Annotated in this window: 20 protein-coding genes; 16 read left to right on the top strand and 4 right to left on the bottom strand. The window is 44.2% G+C overall.

The window, feature by feature from the left end:
- The 4 genes from A3735_RS20395 to map form a co-directional block, all read right to left on the bottom strand.
- The coding region (locus tag A3735_RS20395; protein WP_304439999.1) for an ArsC/Spx/MgsR family protein at positions 1-228 on the bottom strand (228 nt) is incomplete at its 3' end.
- 38 nt (positions 229-266) lie between these two features.
- Entirely contained in the window at positions 267-1,469 is a 1,203-nt protein-coding gene (gene dapC, locus A3735_RS20390) for a succinyldiaminopimelate transaminase (RefSeq protein ID WP_068508234.1), read from the bottom strand.
- Entirely contained in the window at positions 1,466-4,165 is a 2,700-nt protein-coding gene (glnD, locus tag A3735_RS20385; RefSeq protein WP_082880342.1) for a [protein-PII] uridylyltransferase, read from the bottom strand. Before glnD ends, dapC begins: the two co-directional genes overlap by 4 nt.
- An 18-nt stretch (positions 4,166-4,183) precedes the next feature.
- The gene (gene map / locus A3735_RS20380) at positions 4,184-4,969 is read right to left on the bottom strand and encodes a type I methionyl aminopeptidase (RefSeq protein ID WP_068508232.1); all 786 of its coding nucleotides are present in this window, start codon (positions 4,967-4,969) and stop codon (positions 4,184-4,186) included.
- A gap of 435 nt (positions 4,970-5,404) precedes the next feature.
- On the opposite strand from map, the gene rpsB reads away from it, so the two are divergent.
- The 16 genes from rpsB (at position 5,405) to A3735_RS20300 (ending at position 22,555) form a co-directional block, all read left to right on the top strand.
- The gene (gene rpsB, locus A3735_RS20375) at positions 5,405-6,154 is read left to right on the top strand and encodes a 30S ribosomal protein S2 (RefSeq protein WP_068508230.1); all 750 of its coding nucleotides are present in this window, start codon (positions 5,405-5,407) and stop codon (positions 6,152-6,154) included.
- 205 nt (positions 6,155-6,359) lie between these two features.
- The gene (gene tsf, locus A3735_RS20370) at positions 6,360-7,208 is read left to right on the top strand and encodes a translation elongation factor Ts (protein WP_068508228.1); all 849 of its coding nucleotides are present in this window, start codon (positions 6,360-6,362) and stop codon (positions 7,206-7,208) included.
- Positions 7,209-7,511: 303 nt separating this feature from the next.
- Complete coding sequence (pyrH, locus tag A3735_RS20365) at positions 7,512-8,249, top strand: UMP kinase (protein ID WP_068508227.1); 738 nt, start codon at positions 7,512-7,514, stop codon at positions 8,247-8,249.
- 37 nt (positions 8,250-8,286) lie between these two features.
- A complete protein-coding gene (gene frr / locus A3735_RS20360; RefSeq protein WP_068508225.1) occupies positions 8,287-8,844 on the top strand; it encodes a ribosome recycling factor in 558 nt (185 codons plus the stop codon).
- A 75-nt stretch (positions 8,845-8,919) separates the two neighbouring features.
- Positions 8,920-9,678 (top strand): polyprenyl diphosphate synthase, encoded by a 759-nt coding sequence (gene uppS, locus A3735_RS20355; RefSeq protein WP_068508246.1) that lies wholly within the window; start codon positions 8,920-8,922, stop codon positions 9,676-9,678.
- A gap of 20 nt (positions 9,679-9,698) precedes the next feature.
- Complete coding sequence (locus A3735_RS20350) at positions 9,699-10,529, top strand: phosphatidate cytidylyltransferase (RefSeq protein WP_068508223.1); 831 nt, start codon at positions 9,699-9,701, stop codon at positions 10,527-10,529.
- 44 nt (positions 10,530-10,573) lie between these two features.
- On the top strand, positions 10,574-11,770 hold the full coding sequence (gene ispC, locus A3735_RS20345) for a 1-deoxy-D-xylulose-5-phosphate reductoisomerase (protein WP_197470010.1): 1,197 nt from the start codon (positions 10,574-10,576) through the stop codon (positions 11,768-11,770).
- A 22-nt stretch (positions 11,771-11,792) separates the two neighbouring features.
- Complete coding sequence (gene rseP / locus A3735_RS20340) at positions 11,793-13,163, top strand: RIP metalloprotease RseP (protein WP_068508221.1); 1,371 nt, start codon at positions 11,793-11,795, stop codon at positions 13,161-13,163.
- Positions 13,164-13,188: 25 nt separating this feature from the next.
- Complete coding sequence (gene bamA / locus A3735_RS20335; RefSeq protein ID WP_231877470.1) at positions 13,189-15,516, top strand: outer membrane protein assembly factor BamA; 2,328 nt, start codon at positions 13,189-13,191, stop codon at positions 15,514-15,516.
- A gap of 39 nt (positions 15,517-15,555) precedes the next feature.
- Entirely contained in the window at positions 15,556-16,062 is a 507-nt protein-coding gene (locus tag A3735_RS20330; protein ID WP_068508219.1) for an OmpH family outer membrane protein, read from the top strand.
- 28 nt (positions 16,063-16,090) lie between these two features.
- Positions 16,091-17,128: a UDP-3-O-(3-hydroxymyristoyl)glucosamine N-acyltransferase gene (lpxD, locus tag A3735_RS20325; RefSeq protein ID WP_068508218.1), complete on the top strand. Its 1,038-nt coding sequence runs from the start codon at positions 16,091-16,093 to the stop codon at positions 17,126-17,128.
- 56 nt (positions 17,129-17,184) lie between these two features.
- Entirely contained in the window at positions 17,185-17,625 is a 441-nt protein-coding gene (fabZ, locus tag A3735_RS20320; RefSeq protein WP_068507400.1) for a 3-hydroxyacyl-ACP dehydratase FabZ, read from the top strand.
- Positions 17,625-18,434: an acyl-ACP--UDP-N-acetylglucosamine O-acyltransferase gene (gene lpxA / locus A3735_RS20315; protein WP_068508215.1), complete on the top strand. Its 810-nt coding sequence runs from the start codon at positions 17,625-17,627 to the stop codon at positions 18,432-18,434. Before fabZ ends, lpxA begins: the two co-directional genes overlap by 1 nt.
- A 6-nt stretch (positions 18,435-18,440) precedes the next feature.
- Complete coding sequence (lpxB, locus tag A3735_RS20310; RefSeq protein WP_082880474.1) at positions 18,441-19,649, top strand: lipid-A-disaccharide synthase; 1,209 nt, start codon at positions 18,441-18,443, stop codon at positions 19,647-19,649.
- Positions 19,650-19,658: 9 nt separating this feature from the next.
- Complete coding sequence (gene rnhB / locus A3735_RS20305; RefSeq protein ID WP_068508214.1) at positions 19,659-20,267, top strand: ribonuclease HII; 609 nt, start codon at positions 19,659-19,661, stop codon at positions 20,265-20,267.
- 209 nt (positions 20,268-20,476) lie between these two features.
- The gene (locus tag A3735_RS20300; protein ID WP_068508212.1) at positions 20,477-22,555 is read left to right on the top strand and encodes a fibronectin type III domain-containing protein; all 2,079 of its coding nucleotides are present in this window, start codon (positions 20,477-20,479) and stop codon (positions 22,553-22,555) included.
- The last annotated feature ends 134 nt before the right edge of the window (positions 22,556-22,689 follow it).

The following is a 22,689-nucleotide window of genomic DNA, read 5'->3' as shown; positions in this document are numbered from 1 at the left end:
GTCTATATCGCTTTTGTCCTCATCGCTTAGTTTACGCCACGTTGTACCACGTTTATTGATTAGTTCATCCCAAGGTACCTGGCTAAGCCAATCTTCGAGGCTTTGCTCATCAATAGGCGTCTTCTTATAGTCATGAAATTCAAAATCAATATCATGCGATTCCAGCCACGTTAGCGCTTTCTTCATGGTATCGCAGGCTTTAATTCCGTAGATTTTTACTGTACTCATTGTTTTACCTTGTACGAAAGTTGTTTGTGGAAAGAGCGTTAAAGAGATTCAACGAATTCACGAATTCGAGTTGCCGCTTCGATGCACTCTTCTTCACTGGCAACTAAGGCCATTCTGATTCTATTTTTACCCGGATTTAGACCCTTGACGGTACGAGACAAATAGCTGCCCGGAAGCACGGTGACATGCTTTTGTTGATATAGCTTTTGAGCAAACTCTTCATCCGATATCGGTGTCTCTGGCCAAAGGTAGAAGCTCGCATCACTTTGCTTGATGTTCAGTACCGGGCTTAAAATTTCAAGAACTGCCTCGAACTTTCGTTTGTAGGCTTTACGGTTCTCTTGTACGTGAGCTTCATCGTTCCAGGCTTCAATGCTTGCTAACTGGTGTTGAATCGGCATTGCGCAGCCGTGATAAGTTCGGTATTTCAAGAAGCCTTTTAACAAGTCTGCATCACCTGCAACAAATCCTGAGCGTAGGCCGGGCAGGTTTGAGCGCTTTGACAAGCTATGAAAGACAATACAACGCTTATAATCATCTCTTCCTATTTCGGCGCAGACCTCTAGCAAACCAGTCGGAGCTTGGTCTTCATCGCAATAGATCTCCGAATAGCATTCGTCCGATGCAATAATGAAGTCATGCTTGTCGGCTAGTTTTATGAGCTTTTTAAGCGTTTCAGCGGGCGTGACAGCGCCTGTCGGGTTGCCCGGAGAGCACATGAATAGAATCTGGCAGCGGTCCCAAGTGCTATCGGCGACTGAGTCGTAGTCGGGAATGAACTGGGTATGCTCTAGTGTAGGAAGTAATTCAAGCTCAGCCCCTGCAAGATAGCTAGCGCCCTCATAGATCTGATAAAAAGGATTAGGGCTCAGCACTAAAGCTTGATTACTGGCTTCTCTATCGATGACCGCCTGAGTAAAAGAAAAAATTGCCTCTCGTGTGCCGTTTACCGGAAGAATATTATCTTCGCTGCAAAGAGTGCCGGGCTTTAGATTAAAGCGTTGTGTCGCCCAGTTTGTCATGCTCTTTCGAAACTCAGGTAACCCTTTTGTGCTTGGGTATATTGCGACTTTGCCTAGGTTATTGGTGATGCTGTCGAGCACAAACTGCGGAGAAGGGTGCTTCGGTTCACCAATAGACAAGGGAATAGCTGAATAATCTGCTGATGGTGTTACTTGCCCGAGCAGTGCTTTAAGCTTTTCAAAGGGATAGGGCTGAAGTTTATTCAAGTCTGGGTTCATGAGGTTATTTCTACCTGCTCATCTAGAAGTGTACATATGTCGTGCTGTAAGGCCTCGCAAATCATTGCGTCACTAAGCGGTTGACCGTCTGTGTCGGTAATGAAGAAAACGTCTTCTACTCGCTCGCCCAAGGTGGCAATACGTGCATTGATCAATGATAAATTATGCTTTAGAAGTGCCTGACCAATCCGTGCGAGTAGGCCTGGACGGTCAGGCGTTACAACCTCCATCACGGTACGCTGATTAATCATGTCATTGCTGAAAGTCACTTCCGTCGGGAAGGCAAAATGCTTCAGTTGGCGCGGCGTGCGGCGGCTGATTATCTCGGGGTAGTCTTCCGGGTCGTCGAGCTCTTCTATCAAGCGTGAGCGAACTTGCTCTTTTCGTTCTACATCGTTTGCTAAGGGCATGTTGTGCGCATCGGTAACAATAAAGTGGCTCAAATTGAACTCACCTCTTGATGCGCTTATGCGGGCATTTAAGACGTTAAGGTTCAGCTGCTCAAGTACAGCGGTGGTGGCGGCAAATAGATCGTCTTTGGAACGTACATAAACCATAACATGGCTGAAACCGTCACCTTGCATGGTTTGGGTGTCGCGAATGATGATCAGTGGTTCACTTGAGCTGCCATGATTAAGTACTTCAGAGATTTGCCAGACAATGTCGGCGGTTGAATCTTGAAGGAAGTAGTCGTCTTCAAAGGATTCCAATAAAGCATCGATTTCGGGTGTGGTATAGCCGCTATCGATGAGTAGGGTTCGGACTTCGCGTTTAGTGGCTTCTATCCAGTCATTGCGATCAACAGGCTTATCTGTGCCGCGACGTATTGCGCGCCTGGTTTCGATATATAACTGCTGCATCAGTGTCGCGCGCCAGCTGTTCCACAAGGTGTGATTGGTCGCAGAAATATCACAGACAGTCAAAATATATAAGTACTCAAGGTGAGTAAGGCTAGGAATTAGTTGCGCAAACTGATGAATAACTTCAGGGTCATCAATATCTTTCTTCTGCGCTGTCATAGACATTAGTAAGTGGTTTTCGACCAGCCAGGAAGTGAGTCGTGTATCGCGCTCGCTAAAATGATGGTTCTGACAGAAGTTTTCAACATCGATGGCGCCAAGTTCGGAATGGTCTCCGCCTCTCCCTTTAGCAATGTCGTGATAGATACCAGCAGTATAAAGGATTTCACGTTTAGGGATATAACGGTATAAACGACAGGCAAGTGGAAACTCTTTTTTTGCCTCAGGGTAGTCAAGATGAATCAGGTTCTTGATAAGCTGAATCGTATGCGCGTCAACTGTATAGCAATGAAACAAGTCATGCTGCATTTGGCCGATGATCTGTCCAAACTCAGGTAAGTAGCGGCCCAGTACATTGTACTTAAGCATGGCGTTTAAGGTTTTATGAAGGTCGTGCGGTGTGCGCAGTATCTCCATAAATAAGCTTGTGTTAGCCAGGTCGTTTCGGAAACTGTCATCAATAAGATATTGATGTTCACGGATTTGACGAATTGTCGTGGTTTTTATGCCAATGATCTGAGGGTTTTGTGCGAGTAGCAAAAAAATCTCTATCAACGCATAAGGTGAGCGGTCAAAAATATCTTCTGACTTAGCTTCAATATAGCCGTGATTAATTTGGAATCGTTTACCTAGTTCTTGGACACTGTCATCACTCTCGGGGTTTAGATAAAACTCATCAAAGTACTGAAGTATCACGTCAGTAAGTTCGGCTAAACCCAATACGATGCGATAGTAGCGTTGCATCATTTTCTCGACACCGAGCTTTTGCTCGTCATCTTCAAAGCCGAGTATTTCTGCAAGCTTGCGCTGGTGTTCAAATAGCAGTCGGTTTTCGTTGCGGTCGGCAATAATCTGCAGGCCATAACGAAGGGTAAGAAGAAAGGTCTCGCCGCTGACTAGCATGCGGAATTCTTCGTCTGTCAAAAAGTGGTAGCGTGAGCGTGTGCTGGGAGCTTCAGCACCAAAGTGGCGCTTAGAAATCCAGGTAATGGTCTGAATATCTCGCAAGGTGCCAGGGGAAGATTTCAGATTTGGTTCGAGGTTGTATTCGGTGCCGCTATATTTCAGGTGGCGTGCACTTTGTTCTTCGCGTTTAGCTAGAAAGTAGGCTTTAGAGGTATAAACTGCGTCGGAGTAGACCTTGTCTGAAATAATGCTCAGCAGTTCAGGGTCACCATCGATAGTGCGCGTTTCCAATAGGTTGGTCGCAATGGTGACATCGCTTTTAGCGGCTTCAATGCATTCATCAATCGTTCTAACGCTATGGCCGATGTCTAGTTTCAGGTCCCATAATAGTGTGATAAAGTCAGACAGTTTGGTGCCCAGCTGATCATCAATTTCATTCCTTACCAGGATAAGTAAGTCAATGTCTGAATGTGGTTGCAGCTCGCCTCGGCCATAACCGCCAACAGCAATAAGGCTAACATGTTGGTCGAACCCGAAGCGTGCCCATAAACCTTTAAGAATATAATCCATGAGTTTGGATTTAACTTCGATAAGCTGACGGATATCTTCGTTTGCCAGATACAGCTGATCAAGGACTTGCTTACTATCTTCCAGGATTGTCCGAACATTCAGGGCTGGTTGTGAGCAAGTACTTAAGTCAGAGACTAATGTTTGCATGTCCAGGCTAGATGCGTGGGTGAACTTTTCGAAGAGCGAGCTGTGTTGCGTCATAGTTTTATCGGCTTGTGCTTAACTTAGCAGACCTTCCTCTTCCTTACGTAAGGTCAGTATTTCACAACCGTCTGAGGTAACTAGCAAAGTGTGCTCCCATTGCGCAGAAAGCTTGTGATCTTTGGTCACGACTGTCCACTCATCTGGTAAGAGTTTGCAGTGGCGTTTGCCTTGGTTAATCATTGGCTCGATAGTAAAGGTCATGCCTTCTTTTAGCTCAAGGCCGGTGCCTGGTTTACCATAATGCATGACCTGCGGCTCTTCATGGAAAACAGCACCAATGCCATGGCCGCAATACTCGCGTACTACAGAATAGTAATTGTTTTCAGCATGCTTTTGAATAACAGCGCCAATATCGCCTAGTCTTGCACCCGGCTTAACAAGGGCAATGCCTTTGTATAAACATTCTTGCGTAATTTTGCATAGTCTTTCGGCAGCAATGCTTCGCTTGCCAATGAAAAACATTTTACTGGTGTCACCGTGGTAGCCATCTTTAATGACAGTGATGTCGACATTTACTATGTCACCACTTTTTAGCACTTTCTTGTCGCTTGGAATACCGTGGCAGATGACATGGTTGACCGAGGTGCAGATAGACTTTGGAAAGCCTTTATAATTAAGTGGTGCGGGAATGGCGTTTTGAGTATTAACGATGTAATCATGACATATCCTGTCTAGTTCACCGGTTGAAACGCCAGCAACAACGTGCTCTTCGATCATTTCCAGTACTTCGGCGGCGAGTCGCCCGGCAACCCGCATCTTTTCAATTTCTTCGTTGGACTTGATGGTAACTTTAGTATTCATAACTCGAAAAGAGAGCCTTTTGTCTAAGGGTTGTTATGGTGTCGGGAGAGCATTATAGCGCCATTTGCGACACAGACTTTTATCAAAAATGCGCCGCATTCTACCTCGAAAGGGGAGTTAATTGAATAATTATTGTTATTTGCTGGTGGCTGCTCGATTTATATTGTTAAAGGTTGAACGTAGAATGGAGTGGCCTGGCCTGCTATAAATGTAGGAATGCGCTTTTTATTTTGAAGAGGATATGGTATAAAGCGCACGCAAATTTCGGGAACTCACATCCAGCAGGGTGTCGGTAATCTCGATTGACTTAAATCCGCACACGTTTCGACACATTGATCTGGGTGCTGTGTTCTGCTTCTGCTACGGTGGTTTTGGTTCATGGTTGATTAATGGGACTCGTGGAGGTCTAACCCAAACATATTAAAGGAAAAGAACATGGCATCAGTATCTATGCGTGACCTGCTTAAAGCAGGTGTACACTTTGGTCACCAAACTCGTTACTGGAACCCTAAAATGGGTAAGTACATCTTTGGTGCTCGTAACAAAATTCATATCATTAACCTGGAGCAAACAGTTCCTGCGTTTAATGAATCTTTAGCTTTCGTTAAAAAGCTGTCAGAGGGTAAGAACAAGGTATTGTTCGTTGGTACTAAGCGTGCTGCTGGCAAGATTGTTAAAGAAGAGGCAAGCCGCGCTGGTATGCCTTACGTAAACCACCGTTGGTTGGGTGGTATGTTGACTAACTACAAAACGATTCGTCAGAGCATTCGTCGTTTCCGCGATCTTGAGACTCAAAGCACTGATGGTACTTTTGATAAGTTGACTAAAAAAGAATCTTTGATGCTGACTCGCGAAATGCAGAAGCTAGAGCGTAGTATTGGTGGTATCAAGGATATGGGTGGTCTACCTGACGCATTGGTTGTGATCGATGTTGATCACGAGCGTATTGCGATCAAAGAAGCTAACAAATTAGGTATCCCTGTTATCGGTATCGTTGATACAAACAGTGATCCAGATGGTGTTGATTACGTTATCCCTGGTAACGATGATGCGATCAGAGCTATTCAGATTTATGCAAAAGCTTTTGCTGATGCAGTGCTTGAAGGTTCTTCAAAAGGTGGTGAGTACGTTGAAGTGGCGGAAGAGTCAGCGGCATCTGAAGAAGGCGAAAAAGCAGCAGAGTAATCTTTCTGTAAGCGTTTTCTTATAAAGTGCTCAAGGGTCGGTTTTCCGGCCCTTGTTTTCATTCGTTATTAATAATGCTTCGGTTCTTATTTGGTTGAAGGTGTGTTCCGCTTGCGAACATTTTAGCGCCTTTTGGGCCCAGGTAATGGAAGCAAATTTTTTAATTTTACAGCCGCTTGGGTTGTAACGGTAAAGAGGAATTGACATGGCCGCTATTAGCGCATCAATGGTAAAAGAACTTCGTGAGCGTACAGGTCTTGGTATGCTTGAGTGTAAAAAAGCACTTGCTGAAGTAGACGGTGATATCGAAAAGGCAATTGAAGAGTTGCGTAAGAAAAGTGGTATGAAGGCAGCTAAGAAAGCTGGCCGTACAGCTGCTGAAGGTGTGGTTGTGGCTAAAGTATCTGCTGACAACGCTTCTGCAATGTTAGTTGAAATTAACTCTGAGACTGACTTTGCTGCTAAGAACGAAGGTTTCCTTGCGTTTGCAAATAACGTAGCAGGCGCTGCATTTGAAGCAGGTTCTACTGATGTTGCTGGTCTTCTTGATTCAGAGCGTGAAGCTTTGGTTCAGAAAATTGGTGAGAACATTTCTCCTCGTCGTGCTGTTAAGTCTGAAGGTGAAGTTGTGGGTGCTTATGTTCACTCTAACAATCGAATTGCTTCGATTGTTGCGCTTAAAGGTGGTACGCCTGAGTTGGCAAGAGATATCGCTATGCATGCAACAGCGGTTAATCCTCGTGTTCTTAACCCTGAAGATATGCCTGAAGAAGAGTTGAATAAAGAGAAGGATATCATTAAGGCTCAGCCTGATATGGAAGGTAAGCCAGATGCGATCGTCGAGAAAATGATGGGTGGTCGTATTAAGAAATTCCTTAAGGAAAACAGCTTGGTTGAGCAGCCTTTCGTTAAGAATCCTGAAGTTACAGTTGGCCAGTTGGCTAAAGATGGCGGTGCAGAAGTTGTTTCTTTTGTCCGTATCGAAGTAGGTGAAGGTATTGAGGTTGAAGAGGCTGACTTCGCTGCAGAGGTTGCGGCTCAGCTTAAAGGCTAATTTAGTCTGTTTACATGGGTTTGTTAACAGGTAAATGTTGAAAAGATAGTTCCACTTTTTACCAATCCTGATACAATTCCCAACCGTGCCGTATAAGAAGGGTGATATAACCATTTTTCTTATGCGGCATTATTGTATCTGGCAATTGGTTTTTATCTTAAAGTTGTCTGGGGAGTACTTGCTCATCTGGAAAGACTGTTTTTAGTGGGGGCGACTCCCCCGAAATTAAGATACGTCATATGCATATTAAGCAGGTTCTTAACCTGTATTTGTTAACTACGCTTTAAATGCCGAGAGTGATTCATGCCTGTAAATCTCCAGCCAAAATATAAACGAATTCTTCTAAAACTTAGTGGTGAAGCTCTAATGGGCGATGAGGACTTTGGGATCGATCCAAAAGTACTTGATCGCATGGCTTTAGAAATTGGTCAGCTGATTGGTATAGGTGTTCAGGTTGGCATGGTCATAGGTGGTGGTAACTTGTTTAGAGGTGCTGCCCTAAGCCAGGCTGGAATGGATCGTGTTACTGGTGATCATATGGGTATGCTGGCTACGGTTATGAATGCCTTGGCGATGCGTGACGCATTAGAACGATCCAATATATCAACGCGTGTTATGTCAGCTATCCCGATGAGTGGTGTTGTTGAGCATTACGATCGGCGCAGAGCGGTTAGAGATCTTAAAGATGGTGATGTTGTAATATTCAGCGCAGGAACGGGTAACCCTTTCTTTACAACTGACTCTGCTGCATGTCTACGAGGTATTGAGATTGATGCTGATGTTGTATTGAAGGCAACAAAAGTAGATGGTGTCTACAACGCTGACCCGATGAAAGATCCGACAGCCGTGAAGTATGATGCTTTGAGTTATGATGAAGTCTTGGATAAAAAGTTAGGTGTAATGGATCTAACGGCAATTTGTTTGTGCCGTGATCACAATATGCCTGTTAGAGTATTTGATATGAATAAGCCTGGGGTTTTGCGCAGTATTGTAGTGGGTGAATCCGAGGGTACATTGATCGAGGCAGCTGCCGACGAATAAGATCGAGCCAGTTATATAAAGAATAAAGGAAAGATATATGTTAGATGAAATTAAACAAGATGCTGAAGAGCGTATGGCAAAAAGTATTGATGCGCTAGGTGTTGCTTTTGCCAAGATTCGTACTGGTCGAGCGCACCCAAGTATTTTAGATAGCGTATCAGTTTCATACTATGGTGTAGATACACCGCTAAAGCAGGCGGCTAATATTAGTGTTGAAGATGGCAGAACTTTGGCAATCTCTGTTTGGGAAAAACCAATGGTGCCAGTGGTCGAAAAAGCGATTATAGCAGCTAACCTCGGCTTAAACCCGTCAACTTCTGGTGACTTAATACGTGTGCCAATGCCAGCTCTAACAGAGGAAACTCGTAGGGATATGGTTAAGCTAGCAAAAGCAGATGCCGAGAGTGCAAGAGTATCTGTTAGAAATATTCGCAGAGATGCTAACTCCGATATTAAAGAACTTTTGAAAGAGAAAGAGATTTCAGAAGATGAAGAAAAAAGAGCAGCAGATGGTATCCAAAAACTAACTGACACTTATGTTGCTAAAGTTGATGCTTTATTGCAGGAAAAAGAATCAGACTTGATGGAAGTATAAAAACTGCCTGTTTCGGGCGAAAGTGTGTCCAATGCTTTCGCTCGTTAAATTTCGTGTTATTAAGTATTGGGTTGGATAGATAAATTGAGTGAGCACATTCCTCTAAGCTCAGGGAGTAAACCTAGACACGTTGCTATCATTATGGATGGTAATAATAGGTGGGCTAAGCAGCGCAAAAAGATAGGGATTTCTGGGCACAAGGCAGGCGTAGATGCGGTTAGAGATGTCGTTAAAGCTTGTGTTGAGGAAGATATAGAGGTGCTGACTCTATTTGCCTTTAGTAGTGAAAACTGGAGGAGGCCCGCCGAAGAGGTTGGTGCGTTAATGAAGCTTTTCCTTTTTGCCTTGCAGCGAGAAGTTAAGAAACTGCACTCAAATAATATCCGCTTGCGAATTATTGGTGATCGAGAGCCGTTTAGTGATGTGCTTCAGGAGCATATGGCGAAAGCGGAAGAACTAACAGAAAATAATGATGGTATGACTCTGGTCGTTGCCGCTAACTACGGTGGGCACTGGGATGTCGCGCAAGCGACGCGGAAAATTGCCCATAAAGTTGCTTCCGGCGAGATTGCGGCTGAAGATGTGAGCGAAGACTTAATTCAATCACATATCTCTTTGGGTGACTTGCCTTTACCTGATTTAATGATTCGCACTGCGGGTGAGCAGCGCATCAGCAATTTTATGTTATGGCAATTGGCCTACGCAGAATTCTATTTTTCCGATTTGTACTGGCCCGATTTCAAGAAGGAACAGATGCTGGAAGCCTTAAAAGCCTATGCTGGACGAAAGCGGCGCTTTGGGCAAACTGATGATCAGTTGGATCAGGCCGAGTAAATAATCACGGGACTCTTTTTGTGTTAAAACAACGAATAATTACAGCTTTAATTCTTGCTCCACTTGTTTTGGGGGGTGTTTTTTTACTGCCTCCAGAGTATTTTTCTTGGTTTGTCGCAGCTATTGTTATTTTAGGTGCCTGGGAATGGGCTAACCTTTCAGGCGTGAGCGCTTCTGCAGCGCGAGTGGTTTATGCTCTCGTTATGGCGGTTTTCCTATTTTTGCTTGTCGGCAGTATGTCTCTTCCCTGGGTATTAACACTTTCTGTTGCATGGTGGGCCTTGGCATGTGTTCTGGTCATGACTTTTCCAGAATCATCTTCCCTGTGGAAGGGGAAAATAGTTCAGTTACTGCTTGGTTTTGTTGTGCTTGCTCCTTTGTGGAAGGCTTTAGTTTTTCTACGCTCAAGTGAATATGCGCCCTTAGCTGACTTAAATGTTCTTTGGCTTATTTTTTATATCTTGATGTTAGTGTGGGCCGCGGATACGGGGGCTTATTTCGCTGGCCGAGCTTTTGGTAAGAAGAAATTAGCACCAAAAGTTTCCCCTGGAAAATCGTGGGCTGGAGCCTGGGGCGGTCTGGCTGCTTGTCTATTGTTATCTCTGATTGCTAGTAATTTGCTAGAACATAATTTCGCAATGACTATACAGTTTGCAGTCATTTCAATTATTACTGGTTCAATCTCAATAATTGGTGACTTAACAGAGAGTATGTTTAAGCGACAACGCGGTATTAAAGATAGTAGTAATCTGCTTCCTGGTCATGGCGGTGTGCTTGATCGTATTGATAGCTTGGTTGCCGCGATTCCAGTGTTTGTCTTTGCTTTATACAATCTCTCTTGGGTCGCCTAGTGTTATTCTACTTTTCGCAAACTCTCAGTAATTCAGGTTATTAAGTGTCGACTATTCAAAGTGTATGTGTCTTGGGGGCGACCGGCTCTATTGGTCTAAACACGCTCGACGTGATTAGTCGGCACCCAGACAGGTATCGGGTATTTGCTCTGACGGCGCATCGCAGTGTCGAGCAAATGCTAGCTCTGTGTTTGAAGCACTCCCCAAGTATTGCGGTTATGGTGGATGAAGATGCTGCGCAATGCTTGCAGGGTGAGTTGCTAAAACATGCTTCTGATATCAAAGTTTTGGCAGGTGCGGAGTCTCTGGAATGTGTGTCCGCACATGATGATGTTGATGTCGTCATGGCTGCAATCGTTGGTGCAGCCGGGCTAGAGGCGAACCTTGCTGCTGCTAGAAAAGGTAAGAAAGTTTTACTAGCGAATAAAGAGTCCTTAGTTATGTCTGGCCAGCTCTTTACGGAAGAGGTGAGTCGTTCAGGTGCAACGCTATTGCCTATCGATAGCGAGCACAACGCGATATTTCAATGTCTTCCTGGTTCCTATCAGTGTGGCCAGTCTTTAGAACGAGAAGTGCAGCGTGTATTGCTCACTGCCTCAGGTGGGCCTTTCAGGGGGTGGTCTCGTGATCGCCTTAGTACGGTGACGCCAGAACAGGCCTGCGCACACCCAAACTGGCAGATGGGAAGTAAAATCTCAGTAGATTCTGCCACGCTTATGAATAAGGGTTTGGAGCTAATCGAAGCGTGTTGGTTGTTCGATATCAGTCCGAAAGATATCGAGGTTCATGTTCATCCTGAGAGTATTGTTCATTCCATGGTTGAATACTTGGATGGCTCGGTCATAGCGCAAATGGGAAGCCCCGATATGCGTACACCAATTGCCTATGGCTTGGCGTGGCCCGAAAGAATTGCCTCAGGTGCCATTTCATTAGACTTATTTGAAGTTGCTCAACTAAACTTTGAAAAGCCTGATCTTGAAAACTTTCCCTGCCTTAAGTTGGCTCAAGAGGCTTTTGATGTTGGTGGTACTGCGTGTACGGTCTTAAATGCTGCGAATGAAGTTGCTGTCGCGTCCTTTCTAAAAGGTAATGTCTCCTTTACTGCTATCCCTGATATTATTGCGTCAACATTAGAAGATGCCTCAATCGCTCCAATAACATCAGTTAATCAGATATTGTCTGTTGATGAAGAGGCTAGAGTTATAGCTCAACAGCAAATAATGAAGAAGAAACGGCCTTAATGAAGATGAGCCAGTATATTTAATGACACTGATTCAGACCATACTCTCGCTAATTATTACGCTTGGTATTCTAGTTACGATCCATGAATATGGACATTACTGGGTTGCCAAGCGTTGTGGTGTCAAGGTCCTACGATTTTCAGTAGGCTTTGGGCGCCCGATTTTTATGTGGAAAAACAAGGATGGAACCGAGTTTGCCATTGCTAGTATTCCTTTAGGTGGCTTCGTCAAGATGCTTGACGAACGCGAAGCCCCTGTAGAAACCGCTTTGCTTCCTTATGCTTTTAATCGCAAGCCTGTCTCGCAGCGTATTGCGATAGTGTCAGCAGGCCCTATCGCGAACTTTCTATTTGCTATTGCAGCTTACTGGCTGATGTTCATTATTGGCTTCAGTGCCTTGACTCCAACAATAGGTGAAATTGATCAGGAGTCGGTTGCAGCAAGGGCTGGTTTGTATCCTGGTCTTGAAATAACTCAGGTGGATGGGCGAGATACTCTGAGTTGGCGCTCTGTCAGTATGGCTTTAGTGAACCGTATCGGCGACAGCGGTGATATTGAATTATTCGCTAAGGCTGGTGCTAGTGAGACTGCTGATGGTTATACATTAAGTGTTGAAAACTGGATGTTGGACCGTGAGCCACATGGACTGCTTAAGGACTTAGGTGTCCACCCATTAAAGCCGCCTGTTCCCGCAGTAATGGGGAGTGTCTTAGCCGATAGTCCGGCTGAACAGGGTGGCTTAAAAGCGGGCGATAAAGTAATTGAGGCCGGCGGTAAAGTTATTGAAGACTGGTTTGCTTTTGTCGATGTAATCAAAGTCTCTGCTGAAAAAGATGTTGTCGTTAAGGTTGAGAGGAGTGGAGAAAACAATGGGCTTATTGTCGAGACTCTGTCACTTAGACCAGAAGTATTTATACGTGAAGACGGTGCCTCGGTTGGTCGTTTAGGAGTGAGTGTTCAGCCCTTTACTTACCCGAAAGAGATGATAAGAACGATAAGCTACGGTCCTCTTGAATCCCTGATGCAGGCGAGTGAACAAGTTTGGGCTGATTGTGTTATGACACTTAACGCGATCAAGAAGATGATTATGGGCTTAATTTCTCTTGATAACCTGAGTGGCCCGATAACCATCGCTCAAGTAGCAAGTGAGTCTATCGAGTCAGGTTCTGAAGAGTTTTTGCGTTTTCTAGCTTTATTAAGCGTAAGCTTAGGAATCTTAAATTTACTGCCCATTCCTGTCTTGGATGGAGGGCATATTTTTTACTATTTGATCGAAGCTGTAAAAGGCGAACCACTATCTGAGAAATGGCAGGTGTTGGGTTTAAAAGTAGGGGTGTCATTTATATTGATACTTATGTCTCTAGCTTTATATAACGATATTATGCGTTTGTAGTGGTTATTCATTAATAGGATTGTCTGTGTTTGGCGTAAAAAAAATAATTCGTAGTTGGCTTGCTCTGAGCTTATTGATTCTAGCTATCGCCCCCTTAGCTGCTAAAGCAGAAGCTTTTATTATCAATGATATTCGTGTTGATGGTCTTAAGCGGGTATCAGCCGGTTCGGTATTTTCTGCGTTTATCCTAAGTGTTGGTGAGACTGCTAGTGAAGAAAAGATAGTTGAAGCAAGTAAGGCGCTATTTAAAACCGGCTTGTTTACAGATATCGAAATCGCCCGTGAAGATAGAGATTTGGTCATTATTGTTCAAGAGCGCCCCTCAATCTCGAAAATCGAAATTGAAGGAAATAAGGATATCTCTGAAGAAGATTTGCTGGAAGGGCTCAAAGCTGCCGGGATGGCAGAAGGAAAAGTATTCAAGCGGGTAACGCTTGAGCGTCTGGAGCTCGAAATCCTTCGCTCTTATGTTACACAAGGTAGATACTCTGCTTCTGTAGAGGCCGAAGTTAAAGAATTACCTCGCAACCGTGTGGCAATCAAGTTGAATATCAACGAAGGAGAAGTTGCCTCAATTCTTCATATCAATATCGTTGGTAACCAAGCATTTTCTGATGAAGAACTAATTGAGCTGATGGAGCTCAAGATGCCAAGTTTTTGGTCAGTATTTACCAGTGATGATAAATACTCAAAAGAAAAGCTGAGTGGCGATTTAGAGCGTATACGTTCTTTCTATCTGGATAATGGTTATATCAAGTTTGCCATCGAGTCGACTCAAGTTTCGATTTCACCACATAAAGAAGATGTTTTCGTTACGGTTAATATTTCAGAAGGCCCGTTATATACGTTAAAGGACTTCGACTTGAAGGGAGACCTTGTTCTAGAGAAGGAAGTGTTAGAAAAGCTTGTTATGTTAAAACCGGGTGACGTATTTTCACGTCAGAAACTGACACTTACATCTGACCTTATCTCTCGTGCTTTAGGTGCAGAAGGTTATACTTATGCAAATGTTAACGCTATCCCTGAGGCGCATGATGACTATACCGCTTCGGTTACTTTCTTTGTTGATCCTGGTAAACGGAATTATGTAAGAAGAATCAATTTCCGTGGTAACACTTCAACACGTGATGAAGTCTTACGGCAGGAGATGATTCAAATGGAAGGTGGGTCTGCATCAACGGACTTGATCGAAGGTTCTAAAGCTAAGCTTGAGCGTTTGGGCTTCTTTAGTACTGTTAATATTGATACGCCCTCAGTACCGGGCACGTCAGATCAAATTGATGTGAATTACTCGGTTGAAGAAACTTCATCCGGTAACCTTTCTGCAAGCTTGGGTTTTTCTCAGGGTTCCGGTTTTTCACTTGGTTTGAGTGTTTCTGAAAGTAACTTTTTTGGCTCCGGTAAGAAGGTCTCTTTTGGCGTGAATACCACTGAGTCCGTTAAGTCTGCTAACTTTTCCTATCTCGATCCTTACTTCACTGTCGATGGTGTGAGTCGAGGGTTTAGCTTTTTTGCTAGAAAAACTGATTTTGACGAAGATGACCGTTCAGATTTTGTTATCGATGAAACGGGAGCATCGGTAACCTTTGGTTATCCTATCAACAGTATTTCTCGCTTGAAGTTCACTTTTGGTTATACCAATACTCAGCTATCTGCAGGTGAGGATGTGCCGCTCGGAATCAATACTTTTGTTTCTGAATATGGTACGAGTTTTAATACTTACAGCTTTACCGGGTCATGGACCAGAAGCACATTGAATCGCGGGCAGTTTCCAACGCGCGGGTGGGGACAGGGCCTAACGCTTGAAGTGTCGGTACCTTTCAGTGATCTATCATTTTATAAACTTAACTACCGCTCAAATACCTACTTCCCAATCGATAAAGATCATGACTTTGTATTCAGGATTCGCAATAAATTGGCGTGGGCTGATGGGTATGGTGATACCAGCATACTTCCATTTTACGAAAACTATTTCACCGGTGGTATTACTTCGGTGCGAGGTTATCAAAGAAATTCGCTTGGTCGTCAGTCGGTTCCTAGTCAGGCTGGTGGGTCTACAGACCCCTTTGGCGGAAATCTCCTAATTGAAAATAGTGCTGAGTTGATCTTCCCTGTACCGTTTGTGAAAGACCAGCGATCGCTACGCCTATCGTACTTTGTTGATAGTGGTAATGTTTTTGATACAGCAAGGGGATATGATTTTGATGGGAATGAGATTCGTTGGTCGACTGGCTTGAGCTTACAATGGATAACCTTTATCGGGCCCTTGGGCTTCAGTTTTGGTAAGACGATTAATGACATTCCCGGGGACGATACGCGGTTCTTCCAGTTCTCCCTAGGGCAGCCTTTCTAGTTACTAAGTAAACATAAAATAGATCGTTGGAGGTCTTTAATGAAATTATTTAAGCAAATTATTTTGATGGGAAGTATTGCTTTCTTCTCTATGTCGGCACTTGCTGAAATGAAGATTGGTCTGGTTGATATGAGAGCTGCCTTATTTTCTTCAGATGCAGCAAAAGAGTTCACTGAGTCAATGGTGACCAAATATAAAAAACAGGACCTTGAAGTTCGTGCTATCGGAGAAGAAGGTCAGCGCTTGGAAATGCGCTTAAAAAATGACGCTGCAATTATGAGTGATAATGAAAGAGCGAAAATGGCATCTGATCTTGAAGAAGCGATTCAGGAATATAAGTACCGCAAAGGTAAGCTTGATAAGGCTTTGGCAGAAAGACGGAATGAGTTTTTGAGTGATTCAAAGCCCAAAATCGATCAAGCGATCAACGAGCTAGTAAAAGAAGAAAAACTGGATTTGTTGATTCCTCGTGAAGCGGCTTTATATGCCAATCAAGAAATGGATTATACAAATAAAATTATCGAGAAGCTTAACAAGCTAAACTGATCTTTCTATATTTCGTGAGTTTAATCAGATGAAGCAAAATGCCTTTACCTTAAAATATTTGGCGGACTATGTGGAAGGAGAGGTTCGAGGTGATGCGTCGATAAGCATCTCGGGCCTTTCGACTCTGCAGTCGGCTAAGTCAGGTGATTTAAGCTTTTTAGCGAATCCTGCCTATGAGAAATATTTAGCGGATAGCCAGGCCGGTGCCGTGATTGTTACCCCTCAGGTAGCCGAAGCATACGATGCAGATTTGATTATTCATGATAACCCTTACCTGGCGTATGCGCGTTTAACTCACTTGTGGGACAGTACCCAGCTTGACCTTAGTGCGGGTTCAGATATCCACCCTTCGGCTGTTGTGCATGACACTGCTGAGGTCGCTGAAGGCGTTTTTGTGGGAGCTGGCGCAGTAATTGGTAAAGGTGTTTTCTTAGGGGCTGGTTGTGTAATTGGTGAAAATACGACAGTTTCTGATGACTCGCGGATAGGTGAATGCACTCGACTTTATCCAGGCGTCAATATCTATCACGGCGTGACGATTGGTGCGCGCTGCATTATTCATAGTGGTGTCGTGATAGGCTCAGATGGATTCGGCTTTGCTCCTAATAAGGGAGGCTGGGAAAAAATAGTTCAGCTAGGTGGTGTTGTAATTGAGGACGATGTCGAAATCGGGGCTAATTCGGCCATTGATCGTGGAGCTTTGGACAATACAGTAATCGAGAAGGGCGTTAAGCTCGATAATCAGATTCAAATTGCTCACAATGTCCGTGTTGGCGAAAATACTGCCATGGCAGCATGTTGTGCTGTTGCGGGGAGTACGACGATCGGAAAGAACTGTGTTATCGGCGGCGCAAGTGGTATAGCGGGTCATTTAACGATAACTGACGATGTGCATATCACTGCAATGACGATGGTGATAAAAAGCTTGAGTGAGCCTGGCGTGTATTCGTCTGGAACGGGCGTTCAGCCTAATGCTCAATGGCGGAAAAGTATTGCAAGACTTCGGCAGCTCGATAAAATGGCTGGTCGTTTAAAAGCATTAGAGAAGATTGTTGCCGACAAGTAAATAGTTTTGATCTGCTGGCGATACTGCCTGAACTTGCTTTAAAAGAGTCGAATCTCATGATTATGGATATCAATGACGTTAAAGAATATCTTCCTCACCGCTACCCTTTTTTATTAGTGGATCGAGTTACAGAGGTTAAAGCCGGAGAATGGATCAAGGGCTTTAAAAATGTGACGGTAAACGAAAACTACTTTCAAGGACATTTCCCTGATCAACCAATCATGCCTGGTGTGCTTGTGCTGGAGGCACTAGCGCAGGTTTCAGGCATACTCGGCTTTATTACGACTAACAAAAAGCCAAGTGAAAACTTAATACACTATTTTGCCGGAACAAATAAAGCGCGCTTTAAAAGGCCAATTGTTCCGGGCGATCAACTGGTACTAGAATCTCATTTGATTGCAGCAAAGCATAACATCTGGAAGTTTGACTGTACTGCATATGTAGATGGTGAGGTTGCTTGTATTGCAGAAATTATGACAGCGGAGCGAGAACGTTAATGACAATCCACCCTGATGCCAAAATCCATTCAGACACTAAAGTTCACCCTCAAGCAATAGTAGAAAAGGGGGCAATAATTGGTGCTGGTGTGGAAGTTGGTCCTTGGTCGTATATTGGTGAAGGTGTCGAGATAGGGGAAGGTTCACAGATACTTTCTCATGTGGTTGTTAAAGGGCCGACAACGATTGGTCGGAATAACAAGATCTTTCAGTTCGCCAGTGTTGGAGAAGAGTGCCAGGATAAAAAATATGCTGGAGAGCCTACCCGATTAATTATTGGCGATAATAATATTATTCGTGAAAACTGTACTATTCATCGCGGTACTACTCAGGACCAGTCGGAAACGATCATTGGTAGTGATAACCTCTTCATGGCTTATGTACATGTAGCGCATGACTGTGTTATCGGTGATAACTGTATTTTTGCTAATAGCACAACCCTGGCGGGCCATGTTCATGTTGCAAGCAATGTGATTTTGGGTGGCGGAACGATGGTTCATCAGTTCTGTAAGATCGGGGCGCATAGTATGAGTGCTGGCGGGAGTATTGTTCTACGTGATATTCCTGCTTTTGTCATGGCTAGTGGTCAATCTGCCTCGGCTCATGGTCTGAATACCGAAGGTTTGAAGCGAAGAGGGTTTACCGCTGATGATATTCGGGAGCTAAAGCGTGCCTATAAAGTTATCTATCGTCAAGGCTTGAACTTGAAGGATGCGCTTATTGAGCTAGAAGAGGCAGCGGCTTCGTCTGCACATGTTGCTCACTTCGTTGAAAGTATCAAGAACTCATCTCGGGGCATTATTCGTTAGGCTGATATGAAGGGTAGCGCTGAAGAACACCAATCGGTTCAAGAACAACTTTCAGATAACGTTGTATCTGAACGTCCAGTGACTATCGCAATGGTAGCCGGTGAAGCCTCCGGAGATATTTTAGGTGCGGGTTTGATCAAGTCCCTGCTTAAGCGTTATCCCAATGCTCGGTTCGAAGGTATTGGTGGCCCTTTAATGCTAGCTGAGGGTTTTAACTCTCATGTACCAATGGAACGGCTTTCTGTTATGGGGCTTGTTGAGGTGCTTGGGCGTATTTTTGAGCTGATTGGTATTCGGCGTCGCCTAAAACAACATTTTCTAAAATCACGCCCGGATGCTTTTATTGGCATTGATGCCCCTGACTTCAATATAGGCTTGGAATTGGCCTTGCGCAAAAAGGGCTTGAAAACCGGTCATTATGTTAGCCCCTCTGTTTGGGCATGGCGTCAGAAGCGTATTTTTAAAATAGCGCGTGCAGTCGATCTGATGTTGACTCTCTTTCCGTTTGAGGCAAAATTTTATAAAGCGCATGACGTTGCAGTACGATTTGTTGGTCACCCTCTGGCTGACAGCATTCCAGAACATTCAGATAAAAGCTCGGCTCGTGAGGCTTTGGGCTTGGATCAAAATGCGAAACTGGTAGCACTGCTTCCCGGAAGTCGAGCAGGTGAGATTTCTTATATAGGTAAGAGCTTTCTTGATACTGCGTGTTGGTTGTATGAGCGCGACCCCAATATCAAATTTGTTTTACCTTATGTTAATGAGGCGCGCAAAGAGCAAATTTTATCCTTGTTAGACGATTGCGAGGTAAACCTGCCGCTAACCTTGATTTCAGGTCGCTCGCGTGAGGTGATGGCTGCAAGTGATGTGATTGTATTGGCGTCGGGCACTGCAACGCTCGAAGCGATGCTGGTAAATCGTCCAATGGTTGTATCCTATCGAGTCTCCAAGATTACGCACTATATTATGAAGCGCTTACTGAAGGCTCCTTTCATATCATTGCCTAATTTGCTGGCTGGTCGAGAGCTTGTTCCCGAGCTAGTTCAGGATGATGCTCAGCCAGAATTAATTGGAAAGCAGGTAATGGAGCGCTTTTTACCTTCTAAGGCAACTGAAACTCAAGAGTCGTTTAGTGAACTGCATAAAAGCTTGAGGTTAAATGCAAGTGAACAAGCCGCTGACGCGGTAGTTAAGCTGATAGAAAGTGGCAAATAAGGAAGTATTGTGACTAAGGAATATGAAGCTTTTGTTTGTCAGTATAATGGTGAGCTGCTTGCTGGTGTAGATGAGGTGGGTCGTGGGCCTTTAGTTGGGCCAGTCGTAGCTGCCGCAGTTATTCTCGATCCAGCAAACCCTATTGAAGGTTTGGCTGACTCAAAGAAACTTTCTGAAAAAAAACGCGAGATGTTGTTTGATGAGATTCATGAAAAAGCATTAGCGTGTAGCATTACTCGGGCCAGTGTCGAAGAAATTGATGAAATCAATATTTTGCATGCATCGATGTTGGCAATGAAAAGAGCGGTCGAATCGCTTTCAATAAAACCGGAATATGTTTTGATTGACGGCAATCGCTGCCCTCAACTAAATATTCCTAGTGAAGCAGTGGTAAAGGGTGACTCACGAGTTGCTTGTATTGCGGCTGCTTCAATTATCGCAAAAGTTTCAAGGGATAGAGAAATGAAAGAGTTGGATAAGGAATATCCAGGTTATGGCCTTGCACAGCATAAAGGCTACCCCACTAAAGCGCACCTAGAAGCGCTTCGTCAATTAGGCGTCAATAATCTGTATCGGCGTTCATTCAAACCTGTAAAGCAGCTTCTCGAGCACAAATAAATAAAAACTCCTAGTGCTTGTTTCTTAGACTCTGGCGGATTTTTTGTGAACTTTGTGCTGTATCACCTGTCATCGATTTCACATTTTTTATCATTTGTCGAAAAGTTGACGCTTTTTGTTGCTAAATAATGATGTTTATCCGTCAATTTAAGTGTTCTGGCGCTAAGATTTCCTTACTCAAGATCGAAATTTAATAGTGGAATCTTCTCATGCATACATTTTTCCTCAACACTGGTGAAAAGCGAATTGCCGCTCTTACAAAGAACCTATTAGCTTCAAGTGTGGCCATTCTTTTAACGGCTTGTGGTTCTGGTGGCGGCAGTGAAGAGTCAAATTCCACTCCGGATGATGGTAATACCAATACCGTGACTACAACGATTAGCGGTACCGCTATAAAAGGGGTCGTTTCAGAAGGCTTGGTAAACTTATACTCAGTAGAAGAGCAGGGTGGCAAGACTATTCGTTCTGTTAATCCAATGGTGAGTCCAGTCAGAACAGACTCTAATGGTCGCTACACCTTTAATCTTGAGCAGGAAATTTCACAAGGCTCAGTTGTTGTCGAAGTGACAGCTGATAGTCGAACCAGAATGAAGTGCGATACAACGGAAGGTTGTATTGATAATGATGGGCAAGGCGTTTCTTTTGGTGAAAGCTTTAACCCAGGGTCTGGCTTTAGTTTGCGCTCGGTTGCTTCAGGTATTGTGGCAGGGCGGGAGTATAATGTTCATCTTAGCCCATTAACGCATATGGCGGCAGCTCATGCGGAGGCTAAATCTATTGGTTTGACAGCTGATAGTATTCAGGAATCTATCGCTCACATTGAAGACTTGCTAGATCTAGATGCTGGTGCGATGCGTTTGGCGCCAGCAGATTTAACTGCTATTGAGTCGTATAGTTCAATTACAAAAGCAGAACTGGAAATGGGTGTTTTGTCAGCCTCTTTCTTGTCAATGGTTGAGCTGGGTCGTTGGGATACGATTGAAGAAGTAATCGAACATGTAGAGGAAGTGATTGCCAGTGATGGCGTTCTAGGGGCTCAAAGTACTGAGGGCGATGAACAGATTACTCTGGATGAGGTTTTTCTAGAGGCAAGCGAAATTGCATTAGATCTAGAGCAAGCGCTTCCAGATAGTGAACATGCCGAGACATTTGCGGCGGTTAGACAGGAAACGAATGATTCCTATAACGACGTAGCAGAGCTTAACGAGACTCCTGACCTCGAAATTATTAGCCAGCCTCAAGGTGTAATTGTTGATGAGTTGGAAGAGGTCTTATTAAGTGTGGGAGCTACCGGTGGCGAGCTAAGCTATCAGTGGCGTAGAGATGGTGTTGAGCTTCAAGGGGCGGTACTAAGTTCACTATTGATTTCAGCTGCAGATACTTCCGACTCAGGCAGTTATGATGTTCTGGTGAGCGATGAGTCAGGTACCCTGGAGTCTTTGACTGCTTTAGTAGTAGTTAACGAATTGCCACCAGTAGTTGTGATAGACCCTGTTCAAATTTCTACGCAACCTACTTCTGTTAGTGTAGATGAAGGAGAGGGAGCGGTACTATCTGTCGCTGCGAGTGGCGGTGGTGAGTTGGTGTATCAGTGGTTTAAGGGTGGGGTAGCGATTAGCGGCGCGACCTCAAGCTCACTCTCTTTCGCTTCAGCTTCAGTCTCAGATAGTGGTGTGTATAGTGTCAGCGTGACGAATTCGGTAGGCTCGCAAACATCTGTTAATGCGACGATTCAGGTGAATGAAGTGATTTCCATTGCGCCTGTCGTCATTGCTTCGCAACCGCAATCTACCGCTATTGATGAGGGTGAGACGGCAGTGCTGTCGATCGTTGCGACAGGCGGTGGTGACTTGAGTTATACCTGGCGTAAAGATGGTGTTCAGATATCAGGTGCTAACGCGAGCTCATTAAGTATTGAGGCTGCCTCTGTTGCAGATGCCGGAGCTTATGATGTCATTGTATCCAATTCTGTGGGGCAGCAGGTGTCGTCAGTTGCTAATGTAGAAATTAATGAGCTTGAGGTTTTACAGTCGATAGCCTTGGAGTGGTCAATTCCAGAAGAAAGAGCGGATGGTACTGCTCTAGATTTAAACGAAATTGACAGTTACCTTATTCGATATGGTACAGATGCATCAAACTTAGCTCAAAGTGTTGTTGTAGGTAGTGGCTCGGATACCAGTGCGCAGATCGATGATATGGTAGCAGGCACTTATTATTTTGTGATTTTGACTATCGATATCGACGGTGTTCAGAGTGAGGAATCGGAAATAATTTCCTTAACGATCTGAGATCAGTTAACGTTGATCAGTAACTAAGGCTAAGGCGATAATGTTGTAATTATCGCCTTTTTTCGTTTCCATGGGGGCGGATCTTAACTTGCATTGTTTGTGTGTATTGCTTCATTATTGAGTGCTTGAATATC

The sequence above is a fragment of the Oleiphilus sp. HI0061 genome (assembly GCF_001635675.1).
Note: the sequence above shows the minus strand (reverse complement) of the source record. Positions and strands in the feature narration are given on the sequence as shown.